Annotated in this window: 23 protein-coding genes and 2 tRNA genes; 13 read left to right on the plus strand and 12 right to left on the minus strand. The window is 60.8% G+C overall.

Features of this window, described 5'->3' with window-relative positions:
• Window positions 1-163 precede the first annotated feature (163 nt).
• On the plus strand, window positions 164-829 hold the full coding sequence (locus MWU54_RS00860) for a YafY family protein (protein WP_247080156.1): 666 nt from the start codon (window positions 164-166) through the stop codon (window positions 827-829).
• 59 nt (window positions 830-888) lie between these two features.
• Window positions 889-4095, plus strand: coding sequence for a reductive dehalogenase (locus MWU54_RS00865; protein ID WP_247080157.1), 3207 nt, complete (start codon window positions 889-891; stop codon window positions 4093-4095).
• A 41-nt stretch (window positions 4096-4136) separates the two neighbouring features.
• Here MWU54_RS00865 and MWU54_RS00870 read toward each other — a convergent pair whose 3' ends face one another.
• Window positions 4137-4388, minus strand: coding sequence for a hypothetical protein (locus MWU54_RS00870; RefSeq protein WP_247080158.1), 252 nt, complete (start codon window positions 4386-4388; stop codon window positions 4137-4139).
• Window positions 4389-4617: 229 nt separating this feature from the next.
• Here MWU54_RS00870 and MWU54_RS00875 point away from each other — a divergent pair, with 229 nt between their 5' ends.
• On the plus strand, window positions 4618-5070 hold the full coding sequence (locus tag MWU54_RS00875) for a sigma-70 family RNA polymerase sigma factor (RefSeq protein ID WP_247080159.1): 453 nt from the start codon (window positions 4618-4620) through the stop codon (window positions 5068-5070).
• 189 nt (window positions 5071-5259) lie between these two features.
• Here MWU54_RS00875 and MWU54_RS00880 read toward each other — a convergent pair whose 3' ends face one another.
• The 5 genes from MWU54_RS00880 to pdxH all read right to left on the minus strand — a co-directional run bounded on the left by MWU54_RS00880 (window position 5260) and on the right by pdxH (window position 11311).
• On the minus strand, window positions 5260-8928 hold the full coding sequence (locus MWU54_RS00880; RefSeq protein ID WP_247080160.1) for a vitamin B12-dependent ribonucleotide reductase: 3669 nt from the start codon (window positions 8926-8928) through the stop codon (window positions 5260-5262).
• Window positions 8929-9459: 531 nt separating this feature from the next.
• Window positions 9460-9536: transfer RNA gene (locus MWU54_RS00885), tRNA-Pro, on the minus strand.
• Between the two features lie 59 nt (window positions 9537-9595).
• The gene (locus MWU54_RS00890) at window positions 9596-10051 is read right to left on the minus strand and encodes a DUF192 domain-containing protein (RefSeq protein WP_247081012.1); all 456 of its coding nucleotides are present in this window, start codon (window positions 10049-10051) and stop codon (window positions 9596-9598) included.
• Window positions 10051-10590, minus strand: coding sequence for a cold shock domain-containing protein (locus tag MWU54_RS00895; protein ID WP_247080161.1), 540 nt, complete (start codon window positions 10588-10590; stop codon window positions 10051-10053). Before MWU54_RS00895 ends, MWU54_RS00890 begins: the two co-directional genes overlap by 1 nt.
• 103 nt (window positions 10591-10693) lie before the next feature.
• Complete coding sequence (pdxH, locus tag MWU54_RS00900) at window positions 10694-11311, minus strand: pyridoxamine 5'-phosphate oxidase (protein ID WP_348647599.1); 618 nt, start codon at window positions 11309-11311, stop codon at window positions 10694-10696.
• Between the two features lie 155 nt (window positions 11312-11466).
• Here pdxH and fabI point away from each other — a divergent pair, with 155 nt between their 5' ends.
• The 7 genes from fabI to trpE all read left to right on the plus strand — a co-directional run bounded on the left by fabI (window position 11467) and on the right by trpE (window position 18736).
• The gene (gene fabI, locus MWU54_RS00905; protein WP_247080163.1) at window positions 11467-12273 is read left to right on the plus strand and encodes an enoyl-ACP reductase FabI; all 807 of its coding nucleotides are present in this window, start codon (window positions 11467-11469) and stop codon (window positions 12271-12273) included.
• A 3-nt stretch (window positions 12274-12276) separates the two neighbouring features.
• Window positions 12277-12879, plus strand: coding sequence for a LysE family transporter (locus tag MWU54_RS00910; RefSeq protein WP_247080164.1), 603 nt, complete (start codon window positions 12277-12279; stop codon window positions 12877-12879).
• A gap of 3 nt (window positions 12880-12882) precedes the next feature.
• A complete protein-coding gene (locus tag MWU54_RS00915) occupies window positions 12883-13494 on the plus strand; it encodes a LysE family transporter (RefSeq protein ID WP_247080165.1) in 612 nt (203 codons plus the stop codon).
• 17 nt (window positions 13495-13511) lie between these two features.
• The gene (gpt, locus tag MWU54_RS00920; RefSeq protein WP_247080166.1) at window positions 13512-14015 is read left to right on the plus strand and encodes a xanthine phosphoribosyltransferase; all 504 of its coding nucleotides are present in this window, start codon (window positions 13512-13514) and stop codon (window positions 14013-14015) included.
• Between the two features lie 120 nt (window positions 14016-14135).
• On the plus strand, window positions 14136-15332 hold the full coding sequence (locus MWU54_RS00925; protein WP_247080167.1) for an aminotransferase: 1197 nt from the start codon (window positions 14136-14138) through the stop codon (window positions 15330-15332).
• Window positions 15333-15373: 41 nt separating this feature from the next.
• On the plus strand, window positions 15374-17218 hold the full coding sequence (locus tag MWU54_RS00930; RefSeq protein WP_247080168.1) for a peptidyl-prolyl cis-trans isomerase: 1845 nt from the start codon (window positions 15374-15376) through the stop codon (window positions 17216-17218).
• A 3-nt stretch (window positions 17219-17221) separates the two neighbouring features.
• A complete protein-coding gene (trpE, locus tag MWU54_RS00935; protein WP_247080169.1) occupies window positions 17222-18736 on the plus strand; it encodes an anthranilate synthase component I in 1515 nt (504 codons plus the stop codon).
• A gap of 80 nt (window positions 18737-18816) precedes the next feature.
• On the opposite strand, the gene MWU54_RS00940 is transcribed toward trpE, so the two are convergent.
• Window positions 18817-19227: a SufE family protein gene (locus MWU54_RS00940; protein WP_247080170.1), complete on the minus strand. Its 411-nt coding sequence runs from the start codon at window positions 19225-19227 to the stop codon at window positions 18817-18819.
• A 132-nt stretch (window positions 19228-19359) separates the two neighbouring features.
• Between MWU54_RS00940 and MWU54_RS00945 the strand changes: the two genes are divergently transcribed.
• Window positions 19360-19875 carry a hypothetical protein gene (locus MWU54_RS00945; RefSeq protein ID WP_247080171.1) on the plus strand — a complete coding sequence of 172 codons (516 nt, stop codon included), beginning with the start codon at window positions 19360-19362 and terminating at the stop codon, window positions 19873-19875.
• 3 nt (window positions 19876-19878) lie between these two features.
• Here the strand turns inward: MWU54_RS00945 and rnd are convergent, their stop codons facing one another.
• The 3 genes from rnd to purM all read right to left on the minus strand — a co-directional run bounded on the left by rnd (window position 19879) and on the right by purM (window position 22765).
• The gene (gene rnd, locus MWU54_RS00950) at window positions 19879-21036 is read right to left on the minus strand and encodes a ribonuclease D (protein WP_247080172.1); all 1158 of its coding nucleotides are present in this window, start codon (window positions 21034-21036) and stop codon (window positions 19879-19881) included.
• Window positions 21037-21128: 92 nt separating this feature from the next.
• Window positions 21129-21722 carry a phosphoribosylglycinamide formyltransferase gene (gene purN / locus MWU54_RS00955; RefSeq protein ID WP_348647585.1) on the minus strand — a complete coding sequence of 198 codons (594 nt, stop codon included), beginning with the start codon at window positions 21720-21722 and terminating at the stop codon, window positions 21129-21131.
• Window positions 21719-22765, minus strand: a complete 1047-nt coding sequence (gene purM, locus MWU54_RS00960; protein WP_247080173.1) for a phosphoribosylformylglycinamidine cyclo-ligase — start codon at window positions 22763-22765, stop codon at window positions 21719-21721. The genes purN and purM overlap by 4 nt, the downstream gene beginning before the upstream one ends.
• A gap of 114 nt (window positions 22766-22879) precedes the next feature.
• On the opposite strand from purM, the gene MWU54_RS00965 reads away from it, so the two are divergent.
• Together MWU54_RS00965 and MWU54_RS00970 are read left to right on the plus strand one after the other, a co-directional pair.
• Window positions 22880-22956, plus strand: a tRNA-Ile gene (locus tag MWU54_RS00965).
• A 128-nt stretch (window positions 22957-23084) separates the two neighbouring features.
• Window positions 23085-23573: a hypothetical protein gene (locus tag MWU54_RS00970; RefSeq protein ID WP_247080174.1), complete on the plus strand. Its 489-nt coding sequence runs from the start codon at window positions 23085-23087 to the stop codon at window positions 23571-23573.
• 31 nt (window positions 23574-23604) lie between these two features.
• On the opposite strand, the gene MWU54_RS00975 is transcribed toward MWU54_RS00970, so the two are convergent.
• Both MWU54_RS00975 and MWU54_RS00980 read right to left on the minus strand, forming a co-directional pair.
• Complete coding sequence (locus MWU54_RS00975) at window positions 23605-24324, minus strand: CbiX/SirB N-terminal domain-containing protein (RefSeq protein ID WP_247080175.1); 720 nt, start codon at window positions 24322-24324, stop codon at window positions 23605-23607.
• A gap of 32 nt (window positions 24325-24356) precedes the next feature.
• A complete protein-coding gene (locus tag MWU54_RS00980; protein WP_247080176.1) occupies window positions 24357-25124 on the minus strand; it encodes an SDR family NAD(P)-dependent oxidoreductase in 768 nt (255 codons plus the stop codon).
• Between the last annotated feature and the right edge of the window lie 94 nt (window positions 25125-25218).

Genomic DNA, 25218 nt, shown 5'->3' on the forward strand with positions numbered 1-25218 from the left:
CTTCCTGGCAGGCCTTGGCCTGCGTTGACTGTCAGGCCCGTGTTTACTGCGATGTGGTCGGGTCGGAAAGAACGAAAACGCCGCATTCAAGGGTGAATTTGTCAAGAGCTTGTCAGTTGACAGATTTTTGTCAGTATCCACCCCCACTCAGTTGGAGAATCACATGAAACGGGTAGACCGTCTGTATGCCTTGATGCAGCGCCTGAAAGACGGGCATTTGCACACCGCCGAAGCCATGGCTCAGGATCTGGGCGTATCGGTGCGCACGATCTACCGCGACATGGACACGCTTGCCGCGTCGGGTGTTCCGGTCGAGGGCGCGCGCGGGTCGGGCTATACCGCCCGTGCGATGATCACCCTGCCGCCGCTGAACCTCACGCAAACCGAACTGGAGGCTTTGCATATCGGCCTGGCCGCCGTCGGCGCGGGCGACACGCCGGACTTGGCCGAAGCCGCGCAAGCGTTGTCGGACAAGATCGACGCGGTGCTGCCCGAAGATGTGGACACGCCGACCGGGCGGTTCGGCTTTGCCACCTACCCGTTTGCCGAACCCGCGCACGGCTTTCGCCATATGCCCGCCTTTCGCAAGGCGATCCGGGCGCGTCAAAAACTGCGCCTGACGCTGGAAGACGATACGATGTTGCACGTCGTGCGTCCGTTGCACCTTGATTACTGGGGCCGCATCTGGACCTGCGTGGTCTGGGATGAAACGGCCGAGTCCTTTGCCACGTTCCGCATTGACCGCGTTCAGGACCTGACACCTTTGCCGGGATTGTTTGTCGATGAGGTGGGCAAACGGTTGAAGGATTTTCACGCCTTGCAGTCCTAGGGCCAGAGTGGTGTTCTTGCGCCTGAACAGGCCAGCACCGCTGGGCCAGGAGGACACGCGTGGGCATCCGCCTCTTTTCAGACAAATCCCGTCCCGTGCATCTGGGCCCGTTTCCGCTGGAAAATGCAGTCCGCGGGGCAATGCCGGATATCTCCACCATCCCGCGTCCCGAACCGCTGACCTTCAATCGACCAGAGACACCCGTGTCGATCGTCAATGCCATGGCCGAGTATCAGGCCATGATGGATGCGATCCGCGACGGGTTCGTCAACACCGCCCGCGCCACCTGCCCCGATGATTTAACAGAACGCGCCAATCACCTGAAAGCATTTGGCTATTTCTCTGACGCGTCGATGGTCGGCATTGGCGCTTTGCCCCCCGAAGCACATCTGGACAGGCCCATACGGAACCCCGACATTGATCGTCTGGCCCACAGTCTTCAGACACAGCAAACCAAAACGCTGGCCTCTGGCATTGACCTGATCATGGCGGACCTCAAGGAGTCGATGCAGGCACCGCCCAAGACCATCGACGCGCATCGCGCCGCGCTGGTGTTCCTCTATGAAATTCCCCGCGATCCTGAACCGGACGAACCTGGCACCGACTGGATCGCGGACGCGCAATCCCATCGCGCCTGTCTGCGTGCGACCGAAACCGCCGTGGTGATCGCCAACTATATCCGTCTGCTGGGTTGGGACGCTAAAGCTCATTCGGCCACCACCACCGATGTCGATCTGAACATCTGTTCAGTCGCCGCCGGACTGGCCTTTGTGCAGGACGGCAGGTTGATGAACCCCTGGCTTCAGGATCGCTTTGGCGTCGCGGTGGTCACCACGGACATGCCATTGACCCATGACCTGCCGTTGTCGGACATCCAGCCGCGCCACGTCACCCATGGTCTGGGCTGGGCATTCGGTGCAACATCGGCCCGGTCCGCGTTGAATGGCGAGCCCTTTGCCAAACGCCGCTACAAGGACGGCCCACACCCGTTCGAAACGCTCAAACGGGTCGACACACCCACCACCTATATCGACGAACCAAACGTCCCCCGCGTGCCAAAACGGGCGGATCTCTTTGCACGCGCGCAATTCGGGGACATGGGTAAAAAAGTGCAGGATGGCGCAAAGGGCGGGTATTACGTCCGCAAAGCCGCACCATCCTCGGCGCAGCGCCGCATGCTTGGCGCGCTTGTGCTGCTGCAAGACGGCGATCCTGCCTCGACCCCCGTTCAACCTGATCCACAGCGCCATGCCGACGCAATCAAGGCCACGGCCTACTGGCTGGGTGTTGACGCGGTCGGGATCAGCCGCTGTCCGGACTGGACCTGGTACAGCCACGACGCCCGGGGCGACCCCATTGATCCGCCCCATGATCAGGCGATCAGCATGATCATTGACCAGGGGTTTGAAACTATGGAAGGCGCATCCGGCGATGACTGGATCAGCGTCGCGCAATCCATGCGCGCCTACCTGCGGTTTTCGCTGCTGGGCGGTGTCATCGCCCGCCAGATCCGCAATCTGGGCTACAAAGCCAAGGCGCACAGCGTCATGGACGGCGAAGTCCTGCAACCGCCGCTGTTGCTGTTAAGCGGCTTGGGCGAGGTCAGCCGCATCGGCGAGGTGATCCTCAACCCGTTCCTTGGCCCGCGCCTGAAATCCGGTGTTGTGACCACGGACATGCCTTTGGCGCATGACAAACCCATCGATTTCGGCCTGCAACGGTTCTGCAAAAGCTGTAACAAATGCGCCCGCGAATGCCCCTCCGGCGCGATCACCGCCGGGCCGAAACGAATGTTCAACGGGTACGAGATCTGGAAATCCGACAGTCAGAAATGCGCCACCTACCGCATCACCACCGAAGGCGGGGCGATGTGCGGGCGCTGCATGAAGACCTGCCCGTGGAACCTTGAAGGGCTGTTTGCCGAAAAGCCGTTCCGCTGGGCCGCGATGACCATCCCGCAAGCGGCACCCGCGCTTGCCAAACTGGATGACGCCGTCGGGCGCGGTGGGCTGAACCCGGTCAAGAAATGGTGGTGGGATCTGGAACTGCAGGAGGATGGCGGCTACCGCCCAACCCAACATCCCGTCAACGCGCGCGATCTGCAAAAAGACCTCGACCTGAAATACGAAGACCAGACGCTGGCCGTCTACCCCGCGCCTCTGGCGGCACATCCCTATCCCTACCCGGATCTGATGGACCGCGAGGCGGGCATCGCCGCCTATGCCGACATGGTCAGCGCCGAAGAACACAAAACGCGGCTGGCACAGGGCGACACCTCCCATCTGCACCGCGTCAAACCCGCCTCAGACAGCCCGGTGATTCCGGTCATCGTCAGCAAGGTCGAACACATGGCCCCGGCGGTGACCAAGTACGAATTCCGATCCCTGAACGGTGCGGCGCTGCCCGCATGGCAGGCAGGCGCGCATCTTGATCTCGTGGTGGCCCCCGAATACCAGCGGCAATACTCCATGTCCGGGGATCCTGCGGACAGGTCCGTCTACCAGATCGGCGTTCTGCGCGAAGATCAGGGCCGGGGCGGGTCCGCCCTGTTGCACCGGATCTTTACCGAAGGCCGCAAGGTGTTTGTCTCGCACCCGATCAATCATTTTCCCTTGGTCGAAACGGCGTCCAAGACATGGCTGATGGGGGGCGGGATCGGTGTGACCCCGATGATTGCCATGGCGCACCGGCTGCACGCACAGGGGCGCGATTTTGCCCTGCATTATTCGATGTCAACGCGGTCCGAGGCGGGCTACCTGACCGATCTCGCAACCGTGCCGTGGTCCAACAAGGTCCACATCCACGTCAGCGACGAAGGCACCCGCGCCGATCTGGACACGATTTTGCCGGACTATTGCGACGGACAACATGTCTATACCTGCGGACCTGACGTCTACATGCACGCCGTCATTGACGCCGCTGATAAAAAAGGATTTCCCGAAGAGGCGCGGCATCTGGAATACTTCGCCGTTCCCGATCAACCCGAGTATATCAACCACCCCTTCACCCTACGCTTAAAAGACGGACGCAGCTTTAACGTGCCCGCCGACAAATCGCCGACCGATGTGTTGATCGAACACGGGGTTGCGGTGGATGTGAAATGCTCCGACGGCATCTGCGGCGTGTGCAAAGCCCGCATTCTGGAAGGCCGCGTCGAACACCGTGATTTCGTGTTGTCCAAGGCGCAACGCGAGGATCACATCATCCTCTGCCAGTCGCGTGCCGCTGACGTACACGGCGAGATCACGGTGGATCTTGAAACCTGAGACCATCGCCCCGACGCGCACCGCGCCGGGGCAACTGGGGCTTATCCGTCAGAGGCCGGAAGCAACCCTTCGGTCTGTGCAACCGCCAGTTCATCGGCATTCAACAGGCCATCGCCATCCGCATCCACCGTGATGAACGTGTCGGTTGTCATCTCGGGCAGGATGGCCTGCACCTCTTCGAGCGACAGCATCCCGTCACCATTGCCGTCTGCCGCCATGTAATCCGCGGCCACAGCGGCGACGGGTGCTGCGATCAGGCCCAGAACGAACAGTTTCGTGAGTGAGAGTTTCATTGATGTCTCCATGTCAAACGTGAACTGAAGCGCCGCGCCATTGCGGCCTTCACACGGTATGAGGCGAAACCTGCGCCCCGCATCCCGGCCTCTTTGCGATGCGCACAGTCCTGCCAGAACCGGGGCGCGTCATGCGCAAGCCGTTGCTGAAAAAGCGCGGGACATTGCCATCGGCGGAAAGCCCCGGGCTGGCCGGGGATTTTCCCGCTGTCATACCGGAGGCATGGATATGACCCACCTTCCCCGCCTCAAGGCCCGTGCCCGCCGTCTGGCCCGCAGCCCCGCCGATGCCGAAGACCTGTGCCACGATGCCTGTCTTGCGCTCCTCGAACGCGAGGCCAAGGGCGCCCGGATCGACCGCCCCTTGCCCTACATGATGACCGCCCTGCGCCACGCAGCGCAGGCCCGGTTCCGATCCGCCGCCCGTCAGGACAGTCTGGACGAGGATGATCATCCGCAGGCGGACGACGCGTCGCTGGCATGTTTCTGCACCGAAGTGCTGGCGCATCTCGACACCCTGCCCCAAACCGACCGCGCGCTGCTGCGCCGCGTGGCGTTTGAAGAGATCACACCAAGTGAGCTGGCAGCGGAACTTGATATCCCTGTCGGCACCATCATGTCGCGTCTGGGCCGCGCGCGGGCGCGGTTGAGAGAGGCCGTGGGGATCACGTCGGCGTTTTAAGTGGGCTCCGCCCCGGTCCGGGGCTCTCCCGAGGTATTTTCGAACCAGAGAAGAAAAAAAGGGGGCCACTGGGACCCCCTTCCTAGTTTCGCTCGTCAAGCTCTGAATTTGTTCACCGCTCGGAATATTTCTGCCTGCGGCCTGACGCGCGTCAGAGGCAGGCGCACCTGCCTCGTGACTGGGTAAGTTTTAGCTACACCCGCTTGTTCCGCCGCAGGTGTTGCACTTCATGCAGGTCCCATTGCGCACCAGCGTGTAGTTGCCGCAATCGCCGCAGGCTTCGCCTTCGTAGCCCTGCATCTTGGCGCGGGTCACGGCGGTCATCGCGGTTGTGGACGTGGTGGTTGTTTGCGTGGCCACCGCTGTTGCAACACCGCCGGTTTCCGGCACAAGCGTGTTGAGCGCCGTGACCGGGTCCGCACCGCCAAAGGCAACCGCCCCAGCCTGACCACCCTGCAACACGATCAGTTCCTGTGGCAGACGCTTGCGCAGGTAGCCGGTGGAACTGATCTGCTTGAGCACTTCGAGCGACTTGGATGCTGCCGTGTCAGACAGTTCCTGTACGTTCGACACGCCTTCTTCTTCGCCACGGCCCAGATCGTCGAAGGACGCGCCTTCGGGTTTGACGTGCGCCAGGTCGGTGCGGTCGAGGTACGACACAGCCAGTTCACGGAAGATGTAGTCAAGGATCGACGTCGCGTTCTTGATGCTGTCATTGCCCTGCACCATGCCCGCCGGTTCGAACTTGGTGAAGGTGAAGGCATCGACGAATTCTTCGAGCGGCACGCCGTACTGAAGGCCCACGGACACGGCGATGGCGAAGTTGTTCATCATCGCGCGGAAGCCCGCACCTTCCTTGTGCATGTCGATGAAGATCTCGCCCAAGGACCCGTCTTCATATTCGCCGGTGCGCAGATAGACCTTGTGACCACCAACGATGGCCTTCTGTGTGTAGCCTTTGCGGCGCTCCGGCATCTTTTCGCGGTGCGACTTGGCGATTTCCTTGATAACCACCTTCTCGACGATCTTCTCGGCCAGCACCTGAGCCTTTTCCGTCATCGAGCCGCTTTCCAGCACCTCTTGCGCATCTTCGTCGTCTTCGACCAAGGCGGCAGCGAGAGGCTGGGACAGTTTGGAGCCGTCACGATAGAGCGCGTTGGCCTTTGTGCCCAAGGACCAGCTCAGCTCATAGGCTTTTTGGCAGTCTTCGATGGTCGCATCGTTGGGCATGTTGATCGTCTTCGAGATCGCGCCCGAGATAAACGACTGCGCCGCGGCCATCATGGTGATGTGGCTGTTGACCGACAGGAAGCGCTTGCCCTTCTTGCCGCACGGGTTGGCGCAATCAAAGATCGGCAGATGCTCGTCCTTGAGATGCGGCGCGCCTTCCAGCGTCATCGTCCCGCAGACGTGATCGTTGGCGGCGTCAATCTCGGCCTTCGTGTAGCCAAGGTGACGCAGCAGGTCGAAGGTCGGGTCGTTCAACTTCTCCGCCGGAATGCCCAGCACTTCGCGGCAGAACTCTTCGCCCAACGTCCACTGGTTGAACACGAAGCGGATGTCAAAGGCCGCTGCCAGTGCGTTGTCGACCTTTTCCAACTGAGCCGGGCCAAAGCCGTGACCGATCAGCGACGTGTGGTTGATGCCCGGCGCATTCCCGATGGACCCATGACCCACGGCGTAGGACACGATTTCTTCGATCTGTGCCGATCCGTAGCCCAGTTTTTCCAAAGCCGCCGGAACGGATTGGTTGATGATCTTAAAGTAACCACCACCTGCGAGTTTCTTGAACTTCACCAATGCGAAGTCCGGCTCGATCCCTGTCGTATCGCAATCCATGACGAGGCCGATGGTGCCGGTCGGTGCAATCACGGTGGCCTGCGCATTGCGGTAGCCGTGCTTTTCGCCCAACCGAAGCGCCTCGTCCCAGGACGACATCGCCAGATCAATCAGCTTGCTGTCCGGGCAGTTGGCGTGGTCCAGCGCGACCGGCTTGACCGACAGGTTGTCGTAGCCATCCGTCGCGCCGTAGGCGGCGTTGCGGTGGTTGCGGATCACACGCAACATGTGGTCGGCGTTTTTCTTGTAGCCGGGGAACGGCCCCAATTCGCCCGCCACTTCGGCGGATGTGGCGTAGGACACACCTGTCATGATCGCGGTCAGTGCGCCACACAATGCGCGGCCTTCGTCGCTGTCATAGCTGTAGCCCAGGTTCATCAGCAGGCCGCCGATATTGGCATAGCCCAGACCCAGCGTGCGGAAGTCATAGGATCGCTGCGCGATTTCCTTGGACGGGAACTGCGCCATCATGACCGAGATTTCGAGCGTCAGCGTCCACAGGCGTGTCGCATGCATATAGTCGTCGGCCTGAAACTCCCCATCCTTGAGGAAGGTCAACAGATTCATAGACGCCAGGTTACAGGCCGTGTCGTCCAGGAACATATATTCAGAACAAGGGTTTGAGCCGCGAATCTCACCATCTTCGGGGCATGTGTGCCACTCGTTGACCGTGTCGTGGAACTGGATGCCGGGATCGGCACAGGCCCAGGCCGCGTGACCCACATCTTCCCACAGATCGCGCGCCTTGATCGTCTTGGCGACAGACCCGTCGGTGCGGCGGATCAACTCCCAATCGGCATCGTCTTTGACCGCCTGCAGGAACGCATTTGTGACGCGGATCGAGTTGTTGGAGTTCTGGCCGGAAACAGACGCATACGCCTCGGAGTCCCAGTCGGTGTCATAGGTCGGAAATTCGATCGACGCATATCCTTGACGCGCATAGTCCAGCACGCGCTTGATATAGGTCTCGGGGATCATGACACCCTTGGCCGCGCGAATTGCACCCTTCAAGGCATTGTTTTTCTTGGGATCATAGGCGTCTTCTTCCAGCCCGTCCCATGTGCCAATCGCGTCAAAGATCGCATTGAGCATCTTTTCGTGCATCTTGGATCCGGCGACGATAGAGGCAACTTTCTGCTCTTCCTTCACCTTCCAGTTGATGAATTCTTCAATATCCGGGTGGTCCGCGTCACAGATGACCATCTTGGCCGCCCGGCGCGTTGTGCCGCCCGATTTGATCGCACCCGCTGCGCGGTCGCCGATCTTGAGGAACCCCATCAGGCCCGACGACTTGCCACCGCCCGACAGCGGTTCATCCGCCGCGCGCAGGCTGCTGAAGTTGGTGCCGGTGCCAGAGCCGTACTTAAAGAGACGCGCTTCACGCACCCAGAGATCCATGATGCCGCCGTCGCCCACCAGATCGTCCGCAACAGACTGGATAAAGCAGGCATGCGGCTGTGGGTGTTCATAAGCCGAGGAGGACTTGGTCAACTCACCCGTCTTGTAGTCGACATAAAAGTGGCCCTGGCTGGGGCCATCGATGCCATACGCCCAGTGAAGACCGGTGTTGAACCACTGTGGCGAGTTTGGCGCGGCCTTCTGCGTGGCCAGCATGAAGCGCATTTCGTCGAAATAGGCCTGTGCGTCTTCTTCTGTGGTGAAGTAGCCGCCTTTCCAGCCCCAATAGGTCCACGCGCCCGCAAGACGATCAAACACCTGCTTGGAAGAGGTTTCCCCGGTGCGCACTGTGTCGTCGCTCTCGGGGGCCGCGCGCCACAGGAAGCTGGGCACGTCTTTTTCTTTGACCTTTTTCAGGGAAACCGGAACGCCTGCCTTCCGGAAGTATTTTTGTGCGATGACGTCACTTGCGACCTGGCTCCAACTCGCGGGAACCTCCACATTGTCGAGCTTGAAAACAACAGTCCCGTCGGGATTGCGAATCTCGGATGTGGTCGAGACAAACTCGATCCCCGCATATGCGTCCTGCCCTGCCTTCGTAAATTTTCTTTCGATTTTCATCGCACCGGTCTCTTTATCTAATACTACCCCAAGGCCCCTGTCAGAGCCGCGATAAGCACGAGCGTTCCGGGTCCACGCACGGCAGTGCGCGCAGACGATGCGCCTTACAGCTGTCTTCCGGTATTCCCGTCCCTCTTATCGGCCCAGACACAACATCTAGTGGTTGATCGAACCGACCCGCACAAATTGACGGAAGTCTCACGGTCTCGTCAACACGTTTTTTGGCGAAATCATCATAGATTTTGGGTTGACCAACAAAGACGCCACAACCGCTGGTGATTCACATGTGGACGACCGGTGTATAGACCTGTGGAAAAGATGTTCGGGAAAAATCGTGGGGCGTCAGAAAGTTATCCACAGGGCCTCACAAAGTGAATGACGTCCAGGATTGCCATCATGTCCTGCCCATATTCAGCACATTCGAATCGCGCCCCAGAACAACTGTTGTCGTCCGCACACGGTCCCACCACGAAAACAGCAAAATGGCGAAACCCCTGCCATCGGTTGACGTATTCTTAATCTTTTTTGAAATGGTCGGGACGGCAAGATTCGAACTTGCGACCTACGGTACCCAAAACCGTCGCGCTACCAGGCTGCGCTACGCCCCGACTGAGGCGTCGTTTAGCGGTGCCTGCCGGGATTGAAAAGTGCTTTTTTCACAAAACGTCTAAGAAGCGCAGGACCAGGCGGCGGAATTCACCGGGATGGCGGGATGGCGCATTTCCGTGCCTGCGTCGATCCCCAGCACGCGGGCCATGCCGCCATTGATTTCCAGAACAAACTGGATGTTCGTTCCCCCCGGAATCGCGGTCAGATCGCCGGGGATCGCGTTTTCATGCACATGCTGCACAACACCGGCCCCGTCTGCAAAAATCATGTCCAGCGGGATCAGGGTGTTTTTCATCCAAAAGGAAACCGGCTGCTCGCGCTCATAGACAAACAGCATGCCGGACAGGCGCGGCATCGACTCGACAAACATCAAGCCCTGGCTGCGGGTTTCCGGAGTGTCCACAACATCAACGGAAATCCGCGCAGACCCCCAGTCGCCGCGCAGATAGACGACATCCTCAGAACATGCAGTTTGCGCAAAACCCGGCGACGCCGCGATGGCCCAGGCCAGTATTACTCCAAGCCACTTTCCCACGCGAGCACCTCGACAGCCATGCGCCCCCGCGTGCTGTCAATGGCGCGCAGCGCGAGCGCTTCGCCCGGCAACAAATCCGAAAGGCCTGACCGGCGCAAGACTTCGACATGAATAAACACATCTTCGGACCGCCCGTAGACATTCGCAAAGCCAAATCCCTTGGCCTTGTCGAACCATTTCACACGCGCAGGTTCCAGTGTCGCAGCCGCGATGACTTCTGGCGCAACACCGCTGAACTCTTCCAACGGCGCCACATCCGCCGTATCCGGCGGCGCGATCTCCAGGACCTCTACGGCTTGCAACCCGCGTCCGGTGGTTTGCACCACCACATCTATACGCGCCCCGTCAGCGACAGATCCCTGACCGTAGTTACGCAAGACATTGGCATGCAAAAGGATATCCGGACCACCTGTGTCCGACACCAAGAACCCAAATCCCTTCGCGGGATCGAACCATTTCACGTAACCTGAAACGCGTGTAGCAGCTTCTAGTGACTGTTCCACAATCTTATCCAACATCAAATTCCCACCTGTAATTGTGGCGCTGGATTTTGGCTATGCAAGCCAAAAACATAGGAAATCTGGAATGGGACCACGCCCCACATTTCACGTGACGTGAGCGTCAAGGATTTAAGCGGCTGATATTCCACGCCTTTTCCCCTTGCGCCCGAGTCCACCTGAATCGGTCGTGTAGCCGAAACGCCCCATCTGCCCAGAACTCTATTTCGATCGGAGTGATCCGAAAACCACCCCAAAACGGCGGGCGGGACGGGTTAACACCAAGTTTCGGCGTCAGCCTGGCCACTTCTGCCATCAGCTCGGCCCGCGATCCCAACGGTTGCGACTGCTTCGAGGCCCACGCCCCAAGGCGGCTTTTCAGGGATCGGGACGCATAATAGGCATCCGCCTTTTCACCCTCTTCGCGGGTGACCGTGCCGCGCACCCGGATCTGCCGGTGCAGCGACTTCCAATGCAAGACAAACGCCGCCTTGCCAGCGGCCTCGATCTCGCGTCCCTTCACGCTGGTGTAATTGGTATAGAAAACAAACGCGTCGTCCTCGATCTCCTTCAGTAGGACCATCCGCACATTGGGCATCCCGTCCGGATCCACCGTCGACAAGGCGATTGCGTTGGGATCATTGATCTCGGAGGCCTCTGCCTCTTTCAGCCAATTGCGCGCGATCTCGAACGGATCATCGCCGGCAAATTGTCCGCTACGCTCAGTCATTTCGTACTCCACCACACTATTTCGCCTAGTCCCGCTTATGTGCGTTTGTCCACAAAAACGTCGAGTCACCCAACCACCGCCTGACAATCGGTCACACGTACTGCCTTGCTGCTTTATCGCGCTTCGCCTAAACGAACCCGGTATCAGTTACGAAGGGGCACACCACCATGCAGAACGGGATTATGGCTGGAAAGCGCGGACTTATCATGGGTCTTGCCAATGACAAGTCGATTGCATGGGGCATCGCGCGCGCCTTGGGCGACGCCGGGGCCGAGCTTGCGTTTTCCTATCAAGGTGACGCGCTGAAAAAACGCGTCGATCCCTTGGCGGCGCAATTGGGGTCTGACATCGTGCTGCCCTGCGACGTCAGCGACGAAGCTTCCATGGATGCGCTGTTTGCCGGTCTCAAGGACCGCTGGGACACACTGGACTTCGTTGTGCATGCCATCGGCTTTTCCGACAAAAGCGAACTGCGCGGGCGCTACGTCGACACGACGCGCGCCAATTTCAACATGACGATGGACATCTCGGTCTATTCGTTCACCGCCATCATGCAACGCGCTGAAAAGATGATGACCAATGGCGGTTCTGCCCTGACCATGACCTATTACGGTGCGGAACGGATTATGCCGCATTACAATGTCATGGGGGTCGCCAAAGCCGCGCTGGAATCCTCGGTCCGGTATCTTGCCGAAGACCTGGGCAAGGACGGCATTCGCGTAAACGCCATCTCCGCAGGCCCGATCAAGACACTGGCCGCATCCGGCATTGGCGATTTCCGCTACATCATGAAATGGAACGAATACAATTCGCCCCTGCGCCGCAATGTCACCATCGACGACGTGGGCAAATCCGCGCTTTACCTGTTGTCCGATCTCGGGTCCGGCGTGACCGGCGAAACCCATCACGTCGATGCGGGCTATCACGTCGTCGGCATGAAGGCGGTGGATGCACCGGACATGAGCAAAGAGTAAGCGATGACCACGGCGCAGTTCATCGCGTTCAACCTCACCTTGCTGGCCGCCCTTGCCGCGCCGGGACCGGCCCTGTTGTACGCGCTGCGCCAATCCGTGGCCGGTGGCTTCGCTGCAGGCGTGGCCACGGGGGCCGGGCTTGCCACGATGGCTGCCTTGTGGACCACCGCGGCATTGCTGGGGCTGAATGCGGTTTTTGCGGTGGTGCCCTGGGCCTATCTCGCGCTCAAGACCGCAGGCGCATTGTACCTGCTCTGGATCGCGGTCCAGCTTTGGCGCAACGCCGCGTCTCCGGTCAGTGAAACCGTCCATCCCGGCGCCAGGGCGTTTCTTGGCGGATTGCTTGTCAATCTGGCCAACCCCAAATCCGTCCTCTTCGCGGGCGCGGTTCTTGTGGTGATCTTCCCACCCGACCTGTCCCTGGCGGCCAAGGCGGCAATCGTCGCCAATCACCTGCTGGTCGAACTGATCGCCTACACCCTCTTTGCCGCCTGCCTGTCCAGCCCCCCTGCCCGTTCAGGCTATCTGCGCTTGAAACCTGTGATTGACCGCGCGGCGTCGATCCTCCTTGGCGCGCTGGGGCTGCGCCTTCTGTTCGGGCGCTGATCCATGACCGGTGCCGCCATCCTCAGCATCGCGCTCATCCACCTCGCCGCCGCGATGAGCCCCGGACCGTCCTTTGTTGTGGCCGTCCGCACGGCGGTGTCCGAAGGCTTCAGCACGGCAGTGGCGCTTGCGATCGGGTTCGGCCTTGGTGCGGTGCTCTGGGCGGCTGCGGCAATGGCCGGGCTGGCGCTGCTCTTTGAACTTGTCCCGCAGATGTTTCTCGCGCTCAAACTGGTGGGCGGGGCGTTTCTTGTGTTTATCGCCATCCAGATGTGGCGTTACGCCAAGGACCCGTTGCCGGATACAAGTGCCTTGCCCCCGCGCAGCAAGGCCTCCGCGATCTGGTTTGGCTTTGTCACCTTTGCCTGCAACCCGAAAACGGCCGTTTTCTTCGGCGCGGTCTTTGTCGGGCTGGTGCCAGCAGATACACCGCTCGGCATCCGGGCGCTTTTGCTGGCGATTATCTTTACCAACGAAACCATCTGGTACATCGTTGTGGCGCGGCTGTTTTCCATGCCGCATGCCCGCACCGTTTACGCCCGCCTGAAAACCGGGATCGACCGCGCGTTTGGAAGCCTTATCGCGCTTTTTGGCCTGCGCATCGCATTGTTCTAACTGCCAAGGAGACCCCCATGACCGACCGCCTGCCTCATGAAAAAGGCTTCCACGTAAGCTGGGACCAATTGCACCGCGACGCCCGTGCGCTCGCATGGCGGCTCGACGGGCAAGGCCCCGATGACGGGTCCTGGAAAGCCGTTGTCGCCATCACCCGCGGCGGCATGGCACCCGCGATGATCATCGCCCGCGAACTGGATATCCGCATGGTGGATACGATCAGCGTCAAAAGCTACAACCACCAGACCCAGTCCGAACCCCGCGTGATCAAAAGCCCCGACATGAATGTGGTGGGCGACGGCACCGGCGTTCTGGTGATCGACGATCTGGTCGACACCGGCAAAACGCTCGAAGTGGTGCGCGCCACCATGCCGAACGCCCATATCGCCACCATCTATGCCAAACCCATGGGCCGCCCGCAGGTCAACAGCTTCATCACCGAGGTCAGCCAGGACACCTGGATCTTCTTCCCCTGGGACATGGCGCTGCAATATGTCGAACCCTATCGCGGCACAGACTGACAGTCCTGCTTCCTCTTGCCCGAAATACCTCGGGGTGAATTGGCCACAGGCCAAGAGGGGCAGCGCCCCTCCACACCACACATAAAGCGCGCCGCAGGCGCACATTTGGACATGACAGACATGACATCACGCACCCAAACCACGTTTGCGCCTCCGGTGATGGAGGCGCGCCGCTGGCTCGACGGCGTGTCTTTTTCCGACGATCATCCCCTCATCAATGTCAGTCAGGCCGCCCCGGTCGATCCGCCCCCGGCCCCGATGCGGGCCGCAATGGCGGACGCGCTGGGAGACCCCGACACCCACCTTTACGGCCCGGTCCTTGGCCTGCCCGCCCTGCGCACCGAACTTGCCGCGCAATGGTCCGATCATTACGGCGGTTCAGCCAAAGCGGAAAACATCGCCATCACGTCCGGCTGCAATCAGGCCTTTGCCGCAACTATTGCGGCGATCTGCGATCAGGCAGACGAGGTGATCCTGCCCACGCCGTGGTATTTCAACCACAAAATGTGGCTCGACATGTCCGGCGTGACAGCGGTGCCCCTGCAAACCGGTGACGACCTGATCCCCGATGCAGATGCCGCCGAAGCCCTGATCACCCCAAGGACACGGGCCATTGCCATTGTCAGCCCCAACAATCCCGGCGGCGTGGAATATCCGGCGGCCACCCTGCAGGCCTTCTTCGATCTGGCGCGCCGTCACGGGATCAAACTGATCGTTGATGAAACCTACCGCGATTTCGACAGCCGCACCGCCCCTCCGCATCCGCTTCTGTCCGATCCCCATTGGGACGACACGCTGATCCAGCTCTATTCCTTTTCCAAGGCCTACCGCCTGACCGGCCACCGCGTCGGGGCGATCATCGCGCAGCCCGCGCTGTTGGCCGAGGTTGAAAAATTCCTCGACACGGTTGCGATCTGCCCAACCCAACTGGGCCAGAAAGCAGCACTTTGGGGGTTGCAGAACCTGCGCGACTGGCTCGCCGGGGAACGCCGCGAAATCCTCGATCGACGCGCGGCCATACACGACAACATGCCCCGACTCGAAGCCGAGGGTTGGCGGCTCATGGGTTGCGGAGCCTATTTCGCCTATTTGACACATCCCTTTGCCCAAAGCAGCGCCGATCTGGCCCCGAAACTGGTGTCAGAGATCGGTGTACTTGCCCTGCCCGGCACGATGTTTCACCCGGCCTCGGATCCCGCAGGCGCACGGCAATTCCGTGTCGCCTTTGCCAATGTCGATCGGGCCGGGATCATGACCCTGTTTGACCGTCTGGCCAGCCTCGACTGGCCTCTTGCGACCCCGCCATCCGGCGCGTAGACACGTCGCAGCAACCGCATCAGGCAAGAGGCACCGTTCATATGGCCATGGGCAAAGGCAAACTGTCAAAGACCTTTATCTGGATCCTCATGGGTCTGTTGTTTGTCGGTCTGGCCGGCTTTGGCGCAACCAGCCTCACCGGCACCGCGCGCAGTGTCGCCACGGTGGGCGAAAAAGAGGTGTCCACCGATGCCTACGTGCTGGCCTTGCGCAACGAAATCAACGCCTTTGCCGCACAAGCGGGCCGCGCGGTTCCAATGTCCGAAGCGCAGTCGCTCGGCATCGACCAGCAGGTTCTGGCCCGGCTGATCACCGCCCGCGCGCTTGACAACGAGGCGGCCAATATCAGCCTGTCGGTTGGCGATGACGTGGTGGCCGACCAGTTGCTGCAAGTGCCGTCTTTCCAGGGCACCGATGGCAGCTTCAACCGCGAAGCCTATCGCTTTGCCTTGCGCAATCAGGGCCTGTCGGAAGCCCAGTTCGAAGAACAGCTGCGCGAAGACACCGCCCGCACGGTCCTGCAAAGCGCGCTGATTGCGGGCAACACCCTGCCCGACACCTATGTCGACACGCTTCTGGCCTATACCGGCGAAACCCGCAGCTTCACCTGGGCGCGTCTGGGTGGCTCTGACCTGCAAACCGGTTTGCCGGAACCGTCAGACGCCGATCTTCAGGCCTATTACGACGAAAACATCGACGCCTATACCCTGCCCGAACTGCGCGACATCACCTATGCGTGGATCACGCCGGAAATGATCGTTGACACGGTCGAGGTGGACGACGCCACACTGCGGGCCGCCTATGACGAACGGTTTGCAGAGTTCAACCTGCCCGAACGCCGTCTTGTGGAACGGCTGGTCTATAGCGACGACACCGCCGCCAGTGCCGCGCTGGAGCGCGTGAACACAGGGGCCACGTTCGAGGATCTGGTCTCGGATCGGGGCCTCACGCTTACCGATGTCGATATGGGCGATGTGACCCGTGATGATCTGGGGGATGCGGGAGACGGCGTGTTCTCTGCGGAAACCGGTGCCGTTGTCGGTCCGCTGCCGTCCAATCTGGGCCCGGCCCTCTATCGCATCAATGCCGTTCTGGATGCCCAGAGCACCAGTTTCGAAGACGCGCGCGCCGATTTGCGCGGGTCACTGGCGCTGGACCGCGCGCGCCGCGTGATCGAAACGCTGGCGCAGACCATGGATGATGATCTTGCCGCTGGCGCGACGCTGGAAGAAATCGCCGATGGCACCGATATCGAGATTGGTCAGATCGACTGGTTCCCCGGTACGGACGGGGCCATTGCCGCCTATGACGCCTTCCGCGACGCCGCCAGCGCGTTGACCGAAGATGACTTCCCGCAGGTCGAACAGCTTGGCGATGGCGGTGTGTTTGCCATGCGTCTCAACCGCATCCAGCCCCCCGCGCCGCAACCGCTTGAAGACGTGATTGATCAGGTGCGTCAGGGCTGGGACACGCGCGAACTGACGGCGCAGCTGATGGTGAATGCCGAAACACTCGCGGCGTCGCTTGCCAACGGGGCGACGTTCGAAGACCTGAACCTGACGCCCAATCAGGAAACCGATCTGGGCCGTAACGCGCAGATCACGGATCTGAACCCCAACCTGCTGACCGCGGTGTTCGAAATGGGCGAAGGCGACACTCGGGCGCTTGCCGGGACAGGCGACGTTTTGATCCTCCGGCTGGATGAAATCACCCCCGTCAACCGCGATGACGCCGATATCCAGCTTTTGGCTGACGCGCTGCGCAACCAATCCGCCAACAGCATCGCCGAAGACCTGTTCCGCGCCTTCGCGACGGACGTGCAGGTGCGCGGTGGTGTCGAAGTAAATCAAACAGCGATCAACGCTGTGCATGCGGTTATTCAATAGACCATGGCCAGTTTGACCCCCGATTTCGACAGCTTCGCCCGCGCCTATGACGCCGGCGAAAATCAGGTTGTCTATGCCCGCCTTGCCGCCGATCTCGACACGCCCGTGTCGCTGATGCTCAAGCTGACCGGTGCGGCCAAGGATGCCTTTGTGCTGGAAAGCGTCACGGGCGGTGAAGTGCGCGGACGCTATTCCATCATCGGCATGAAGCCCGACGTGATCTGGAAGTGCCACGGCACCAAAAGCAGCCTGAACCGCGCCGCGCGCTACGATCCGGACGCGTTCGAGGATCAAACCGACGATCCGCTGACAGCGTTACGTGCGCTTATTGCAGAGTCGCGGATCGACCTGCCTGACGGCCTGCCCCAGGCGGCCGCCGGTCTGTTCGGATATCTGGGCTACGACATGATCCGCCTGGTCGAACACCTGCCCAACGTGAACCCCGATCCGCTGGGCCTGCCCGACGCGGTCATGATGCGCCCGTCCGTGGTGGCCGTGCTGGATGGCGTCAAGGGTGAGGTCACAGTCGTCTCTCCGGCCTGGATCAGCGACGGGTTAAGCGCACGTGCCGCCTATGCCCAGGCCGCAGAACGCGTGATGGACGCGGTGCGGGATCTTGAACGCGCCTTGCCACAACAGGCGCGCGAAATGGGTGATGCCGCCGAAATCGCACCGCCTGTGTCGAATTTCACCCATGACGGCTACAAGGACGCGGTCGAGAAAGCCAAGGATTACATCCGCGCCGGTGACATCTTTCAGGTGGTGCCTGCACAGCGTTGGACGCAGGATTTCCCGCTTCCGCCATTCGCACTTTATCGGTCTTTGCGAAGAACCAATCCGTCACCGTTCATGTTTTACTTTAACTTCGGCGGCTTCCAGGTCATCGGGGCCAGCCCCGAGATTCTGGTGCGCGTGTTCGGCGACGAAGTCACGGTCCGCCCCATCGCAGGCACCCGCCCGCGCGGCGCGACCCCGGAAGAGGACAACGCGCTTGAAGCCGATCTGCTGGGCGACGCCAAGGAATGCGCCGAACACCTGATGCTGCTTGATCTGGGCCGCAACGATGTTGGCCGCGTTGCCAAGATCGGCACCGTTCGCCCGACTGAAAAGTTCATCATCGAACGCTACAGCCACGTGATGCACATCGTTTCCAATGTCGTGGGCGAATTGAGCGAAGACCAGGACGCGCTGTCTGCGCTCTTGGCAGGTCTTCCTGCCGGCACAGTCAGCGGCGCGCCCAAGGTGCGCGCGATGGAGATCATCGACGAGCTGGAACCTGAAAAACGCGGCCTGTATGGCGGCGGCGTCGGGTATTTCAGTGCGGGTGGCGACATGGATATGTGTATCGCCCTGCGCACCGCCCTGGTTAAGGATAAAAAGCTTTATATTCAGGCAGGGGGCGGCGTGGTCTATGACAGCGATCCCGAGGCCGAGTATCAGGAAACCGTGCACAAATCGAACGCCATCCGCCGTGCCGCTGCGGACGCCGCGCGCTTTACCGGCAATGGCAACGACTGACCAATAGGGCGGATTGGGGGCCAGCCCCCAAACCCCCGAGGTATTTTTGAAACAGAGATATGCAGAGGGTCTTAGAAGGCCTAGCGGGACGCCGCAGCGAACCCTTGCAAGCGCTCGATCATTGCGCGCAACCCGTTTGAGCGTTGCGCCGACAGGTGATCGTTCAGACCCAGCCGCCCCAGTTCGGCGCGGGCATCAATGGCAGCAACGTCCGCGGGGGGCAAACCGTCATAAAGCTTGCGCAGCACCGCGATCAGCCCGTTCACGATCATCGCGTCGCTTTCGCCCTCGAACCGGAGCACACCCTTCTCGATCTGCGGATGCAGCCACACCTGGCTCGCGCAGCCATCCACCTTGGTGGCGGGCACTTTCAACGCGTCCGGCAACGGCTCCATCGCCTTGCCCATCTCGATCACCATCCGGTAGCGATCTTCCCAGTCGTCCAGAAATTCGAAATCTTCAACAATCTCTTCAAACGCGGCGCTGGCCATTGCGAACTCCCGTGGTCTGTCAGTGTCCCGAACACCTATTCAGCGCGGTCAGAAACGTCCAGCCCGGGCTTCACGCTTTTCAACTGCGACGCAATCGGTTACGTCGAAAGAAGACAGGCAAAGGGACCGACCATGCGCAAATCAGCGACGCTCTTGATCCTCGCAACTGTGGCGTTGACGGGCTGTGCCGCCATCAACGAGTCCCGGTTCAATCCGCTCAACTGGTTTGGCTCAAGCCAACCCGACCCATCGGCCATGAACCCCGCAGACAGTGAAACCAACCCGCTGATCCCGGCACGGCGCATTTCGTTCTTTCGCAACAACCAGCCAGAGGCCTTTGAAGGCCGTCCGATCGCGGATGTGACCGAGCTGTTGATCGAACGCCGCCCCGGTGGCGCGATCATTCGTGCCACAGGTCAGGCCAGCCGCGTCGGGCCCTACGACGTGCGGCTGATGGCGAACGAGGCGGACAGCACGGATGACACGCTGGTGTTGGATCTGCGCGCCCTGCAACAACCCGGACCGCGCAACACCGGGCCCCGCGCGCGTCAGGTCACCGTGGCCGTCTGGATCACCGATCAGGACTTGCGCGGCATCCGCACCATCACGGTGCGCGGGGCAAACAATGCCCGGTCCTCGCGGCGCTAAGCGCTAAATCTCGATGATCTGAACCTGCTTGCCCTTCGCCGCAAGCGCCACGCGGCCATCACACAGCCGCAACGCATCATCGCCAAACACCTCGCGCCGCCAGCCACGCAGCGCGGGAATGTCCCGCTCTCCGGAGGCCAGCGCATCCAGTTCCGACGCGGTTGCAATCAGCTTTGACGCCACACCGGACGCTTCGGTCTTGGCCTTCAGAAGCACCCGCAGCAAATCCGCCAGCGCCGGGTTCACCTGGGCCGACTGGCGCGGGTTTTCCAGGGCGGGCAATTGGTCTTTCGGCAGGCTTTGGGCGCGGTGCACCGCCTTGAGAATGCCATCGGCGATATCGCCCTTGCGCGCATCCCGCAGCAGCAACCGGGACCGTCCAAGTTCGGCCATGTCCTTGGGCTTGGTCGAGGCTAGTTCAACCAGAGCATCGTCCTTGTACACGCGGCTGCGCGGGATGTTGCGCTCTTGCGCGTAGGCTTCGCGGAACTTGGCCAGTTCTTTCACGATCGCCAGGAACCGCGGCGCATTTGACCGCGTCTTGACACGCATCCAGGCATCATCGGGATGGGTGACATAGGTTTCAGGCGCCAGCAGCGTGGCGATTTCCTCTTCGACCCATTTGTCGCGCCCGGTATCGCTCAGGCGCTTTTTCAGGAATTCGTAGATCTGGCGCAGATGCGTAACATCGGCCAGCGCATAGGTCTTCTGGCTGTCGGACAGCGGGCGGCGTGACCAGTCGGTGAACCGCGAAGACTTGTCCAGCGACTGCTTGGCGATCTTGCGCACCAGAGTTTCGTACCCCACCTGTTCGCCAAATCCCGCCACCATCGCGGCCACCTGGCTGTCAAACAGCGGTTCGGGGATCACGCCGTGATCAATGTAGAAAATCTCAAGATCCTGCCGCGCGGCGTGGAACACCTTGACCACATCCGGATTGCGAAACAGGTCCAGCAACGGGTCCAGAGACAGCCCATTGCTGAGCGGATCGACCAGAATGGCATCGGTTTCGCCATCCCCCCGAAAGGCCAACTGGACCAGACAAAGTTTGGAATAATAGGTCCGTTCACGCAGAAACTCGGTGTCAACGGTCACATATGACGTCTCTGCTGCGCGTTTGCAAAACGCAGCCAGATCGGTCGTCGTGGTCACTATGTTCATGTATCGGGTCGTTCTTTATTCAATTTTTTTATGCACCCCGCCCAAGATATAGCGGAAAAGCGAAACCCTGCATAGCGCAAGTTCCCCACAGTTCAAGGCAGGTCGAGCCGACTGCGATCCCCCGCAGCCACCCGGCGCAGAATTTTCGGATAAAGAACATGCTCTTGCGCCAATACGCGGTCTGCAAGTTTTTTTGGCGTATCCCCCGGAAGGATCGGAACGCGAGCCTGCCCCAGCACTTGACCGCCATCCAGCTCTGCGGTGACCTCATGCACCGAACAGCCCGCTTCGGCGTCGCCCGCCGCAATGGCGCAGGCGTGGGTGTTGAGCCCCTTGTACTTGGGCAACAGCGACGGATGAATGTTGAGCATCTTGCCCTGCCAGCGCGTCACAAACCCTTCGGTCAACACCCGCATAAACCCGGCAAGGCAAATCAGATCGGGCCGCGCGGCGTCCAGCACGTCGTTCAGCTTGTCCTCGAACGCGGCTCGGTTCGCGCCGAACGGCCTGTGATCCACCACCGCCGTCATGATGCCCCGGGCGCGGGCTTTCTCCAGACCTCCGGCCTCAGCCGTGTTGGACAGCACCAGCACCGGACGCGCCGGGTGGTCGCCCGTCATGTCATCCACCAGCGACACCATGTTGGACCCGCCGCCCGAAATCAGGATCGCGACCCGCTGGGTCACAAAAGCGAGCCGGAATAGGCAACACCGGGCGTAGCGGTGACGGTGCCGATTTCGGACACGGTTTCACCCGCCTCCGTCAGCAAGGCTTTGATCTTTTCACTCTGCGCCGCGTCCACGACAAGGATCATGCCGATGCCGCAATTGAAGGTCTTCAACAATTCCGCTTCCGCCATGCCGCCGGTTTTGGCCAGCCACTGGAACACGGGCGGCAAATCCCATGCCGACAGATCAATCTGCGCGCCCAGTGTGTCCGGCAGCACACGGGGCAGGTTTTCGGTCAACCCGCCACCCGTGATATGCGCAAGCGCGTGCACCCCGCCTTGTTCGATGGCCGCAAGCGCCTGCTTGACATACAACCGCGTTGGCGTCAGCAGCGCCGCGCCAAGCGACCCATCGGCCCAGGGGCACTCCGCGTCCCAGCCAAGCCCCGACACCTCGACCAGACGCCGCACCAGCGAATAGCCGTTGGAATGCACCCCGTCAGACCCAAGACCCAGCAAGACATCGCCCTCGGTCACATCACGTGGCAGGTCCGACCCGCGCTCCATCGCGCCCACGGAAAACCCGGCCAGATCGAAATCCCCCTCGGGATACATGCCCGGCATTTCGGCCGTTTCACCGCCAATCAACGCGCAGCCCGACAGCGCACAGCCTTCGGCGATGCCTTCGATCACCCGCGCGGCAGTGTCGGTGTCCAGCTTTCCGGTTGCGAAATAATCCAGGAAAAACAGTGGCTCCGCGCCCTGGCACACCAGATCGTTGACGCACATTGCCACCAGATCAATCCCCACGCCATCCACATGGCCGGTATCAATCGCAATCCGCAGTTTTGTGCCCACGCCATCCGTGGCCGCTACCAGAACCGGGTCACTGTAGCCCGCGCCCTTGAGATCAAACAGCGCGCCAAAGCCACCCAGCCCGGACATCACACCCGGACGGATCGTGCGTTTGGCGGCGGGTTTGATCCGCTCCACCAGCGCGTTACCCGCGTCGATATCCACACCTGCATCTGCATAGGTGATGCCGTTTTTTCCGTCTGTCATGCCGCGCCCTCCGGTGGTCGCGCGTGCATTAGCGCAGGTGGTGCGACGAGTCCATCACACAGGCCCCGCGCCTCTTGACGCGCCTAGGCACTCTGGTACTGAAACACACATGGCGGGCCTGTAGCTCAATTGGTTAGAGCAGAGCGCTCATAACGCTTTGGTTGCGGGTTCAAGTCCTGCCGGGCCTACCATTCCTCCATTTTCAGCGCATACGCGCTCATTTTCTCCGCCCCTTGGTGCCGCGCTTGACGAAGCGCGGGCGCAGCGTTGACCCTGAAGACACCGATTTTTCTGAAATCCGTGACTCAAGGTGCTCAAAATGATGTTTTTTCATGATCGCCACTTTCCAAAGTCTGGCGAATTTATCCGGAATGAGATGCCCCATTTCGCCCAAAAGAACCCAAAACCGTTCGGCGTTTTTGTCGATTACATCGGCGGCGATCGTGCGCTCGCCCTGTCCGCAACCAGCGCCGGAACCTACCCAAGGGTGAAGATTTCCAAAGACATCCGCAAGGACTGCAATCTTCCTGGAAATGCAGTCGCCAGCGGGTGTTTCTGTCCGGTGCGGCCGGATTTCATTTATTTTCCGGACTGGTGTGTGGAATCTTTTGAAGAAGGAAGCATGAGCAAGTGGAACTTTGCCGGAAAGCTTCTGCACGAAGCTGTGCATTGGGGTCGCTTCAAAAATGGTCTGTCGAGTCGCATCAATGACAACGAAGCCGGGCGGTTGTTTGAAATCGACGCCGGTTTCTCCAACAGCAAAGGTGACTATTGGAACAGAAAACCGCGCGACATCGACGACATTTAGGAAACGAACGCCCCTAAAGCACACGCGGCCTTCACAACACGCACTGCGACACATCCGGGGTTGTGGCCCGCCAGCGCAGCGCGTCTGCAATCATTTGCGGGACCGCCGGGTGAAGACCAATCGGATCGAGAACCGTCCCGGTAAATCCGGACGCTGCAACAGCGGCTGGCAGATCCTCCAGAACGTGACCGCGACGGGCTGCGAAATACGGCAGGCAGATGGCCGTGTCCGGTAATCCGGTCAGCACGGTTTCCAGCGACGGGTCTTCTTCAACGAATCCGCAACGCACCGATTTCAATTGAACCTCGTCCGCAACCCGCCGCGCGAAATCGCGGGTGGCCTCGGAGACGCGGGTCGATTTTCCCGACCCGTGCCCGGCAATGACAAGATCAATGTCGGACGGCTCAAGCGTACGATCCGTACAGATCGTCCGCAGCCACTCCGCCGCCAACATCGGCAAGGTGCAGTCCATCCCAAAGCTGACCAGTTGCGGGCCCACCACCTTGGCCAGCCGTTTTGGCAGTTGCACCCGTGTGAACCAGCCATCCGCCATGAACATCGGATAGATCAACGCCCCCGGCCGCTCTGCGCTCAGCGCTTCGACCCGGCCGGGCGCCGCCAGCGTCACCCCTTCAACCCGCGCATCGGGCAACAGGGCATCCACGGCTGACGCAAGCTCCGCGATCTCGGCCTCGCCGACATCCGGGTCCGAAGGTTGCCCGTGGCTGATCAGAAGTGCGTCAAACTGCATGTCATGTTCCGCTTTGGTGTCTTGGTCAGACCCTAGCGCGGCGACATGCGAATGGCACCATCAAGACGGATCACTTCGCCATTGAGCATCGCATTTTCAACGATATGCCGCACCAGCTGCGCGTATTCGGACGCATGCCCAAGGCGCGACGGGAACGGCACCTGGGCGCCAAGGCTGTCCTGCACCTCTTGCGGTAGACCTTCGAGCATCGGCGTCTTGAACAAACCCGGCGCAATGGCGCAGACCCGGATGCCCAAAGACGCCATATCGCGGGCCATGGGCAGGGTCAGACCCACCACACCGCCCTTGGACGCGGCATAGGCGGCCTGCCCCACCTGCCCTTCGAACGCCGCGATAGACGCCGTGTTGATCACAACGCCGCGCGACCCGTCGGCGTCCAGCGGATCGTTCCGCGACATCACCGCCGCTGCCTGGGACGCGACGTTGAACGTACCAATCAGATTGACGTTGATCACCTTGGCAAATAGCGCCGGATCATGGGCGGCACCCTTCGAGACGGTTTTGGCCGCAGGTGCCATACCGGCACAATTCACCGCCACATGCAGCGCGCCGTACTCCGATGTGATCCGCTCCATCGCAGCGGCAACGCTTTGCGGATCGCTGACGTCGGTCTGGATAAACAAACCGCCCAGCGTAGCCGCGGTTTTCTCACCGATCTCGGCGTTCAGGTCGAGGATCACAACCTTGGCCCCGGCCTCGGCCAGTGCCGTGGCGGCGGCTTCACCCAATCCGGAGGCACCACCGGTCACGGCGGCAATTGTCTGTTCTGAAATCTTCATGTTGGTGATCCCCTGTGTCTGGCCGATGCTATGGCTGCCCGGAAATGACACGCCAACCCGGCCGTCTTCAAGCCCGACCGTCGGATTGTTTTCT

The organism is Marivita sp. S6314 (assembly GCF_023015985.1).
Lineage (GTDB): Bacteria > Pseudomonadota > Alphaproteobacteria > Rhodobacterales > Rhodobacteraceae > Marivita.

Coding starts and splice junctions, on each gene's coding strand:
- MWU54_RS00930 (WP_247080168.1), top strand. CDS start 15,374: ATGGCCATGGGCAAAGGCAAACTGTCAAAGACCTTTATCTGGATCCTC.
- purM (WP_247080173.1), bottom strand. CDS start 22,765: ATGACAGACGGAAAAAACGGCATCACCTATGCAGATGCAGGTGTGGAT.
- MWU54_RS00870 (WP_247080158.1), bottom strand. CDS start 4,388: ATGAAACTCTCACTCACGAAACTGTTCGTTCTGGGCCTGATCGCAGCA.
- MWU54_RS00910 (WP_247080164.1), top strand. CDS start 12,277: ATGACCACGGCGCAGTTCATCGCGTTCAACCTCACCTTGCTGGCCGCC.
- MWU54_RS00925 (WP_247080167.1), top strand. CDS start 14,136: ATGACATCACGCACCCAAACCACGTTTGCGCCTCCGGTGATGGAGGCG.
- MWU54_RS00915 (WP_247080165.1), top strand. CDS start 12,883: ATGACCGGTGCCGCCATCCTCAGCATCGCGCTCATCCACCTCGCCGCC.
- MWU54_RS00940 (WP_247080170.1), bottom strand. CDS start 19,227: ATGGCCAGCGCCGCGTTTGAAGAGATTGTTGAAGATTTCGAATTTCTG.
- MWU54_RS00895 (WP_247080161.1), bottom strand. CDS start 10,590: ATGTTGGATAAGATTGTGGAACAGTCACTAGAAGCTGCTACACGCGTT.
- MWU54_RS00970 (WP_247080174.1), top strand. CDS start 23,085: ATGATGTTTTTTCATGATCGCCACTTTCCAAAGTCTGGCGAATTTATC.
- MWU54_RS00980 (WP_247080176.1), bottom strand. CDS start 25,124: ATGAAGATTTCAGAACAGACAATTGCCGCCGTGACCGGTGGTGCCTCC.
- fabI (WP_247080163.1), top strand. CDS start 11,467: ATGCAGAACGGGATTATGGCTGGAAAGCGCGGACTTATCATGGGTCTT.
- rnd (WP_247080172.1), bottom strand. CDS start 21,036: ATGAACATAGTGACCACGACGACCGATCTGGCTGCGTTTTGCAAACGC.
- trpE (WP_247080169.1), top strand. CDS start 17,222: ATGGCCAGTTTGACCCCCGATTTCGACAGCTTCGCCCGCGCCTATGAC.
- gpt (WP_247080166.1), top strand. CDS start 13,512: ATGACCGACCGCCTGCCTCATGAAAAAGGCTTCCACGTAAGCTGGGAC.
- MWU54_RS00945 (WP_247080171.1), top strand. CDS start 19,360: ATGCGCAAATCAGCGACGCTCTTGATCCTCGCAACTGTGGCGTTGACG.
- MWU54_RS00975 (WP_247080175.1), bottom strand. CDS start 24,324: ATGCAGTTTGACGCACTTCTGATCAGCCACGGGCAACCTTCGGACCCG.
- MWU54_RS00875 (WP_247080159.1), top strand. CDS start 4,618: ATGACCCACCTTCCCCGCCTCAAGGCCCGTGCCCGCCGTCTGGCCCGC.
- MWU54_RS00880 (WP_247080160.1), bottom strand. CDS start 8,928: ATGAAAATCGAAAGAAAATTTACGAAGGCAGGGCAGGACGCATATGCG.
- MWU54_RS00860 (WP_247080156.1), top strand. CDS start 164: ATGAAACGGGTAGACCGTCTGTATGCCTTGATGCAGCGCCTGAAAGAC.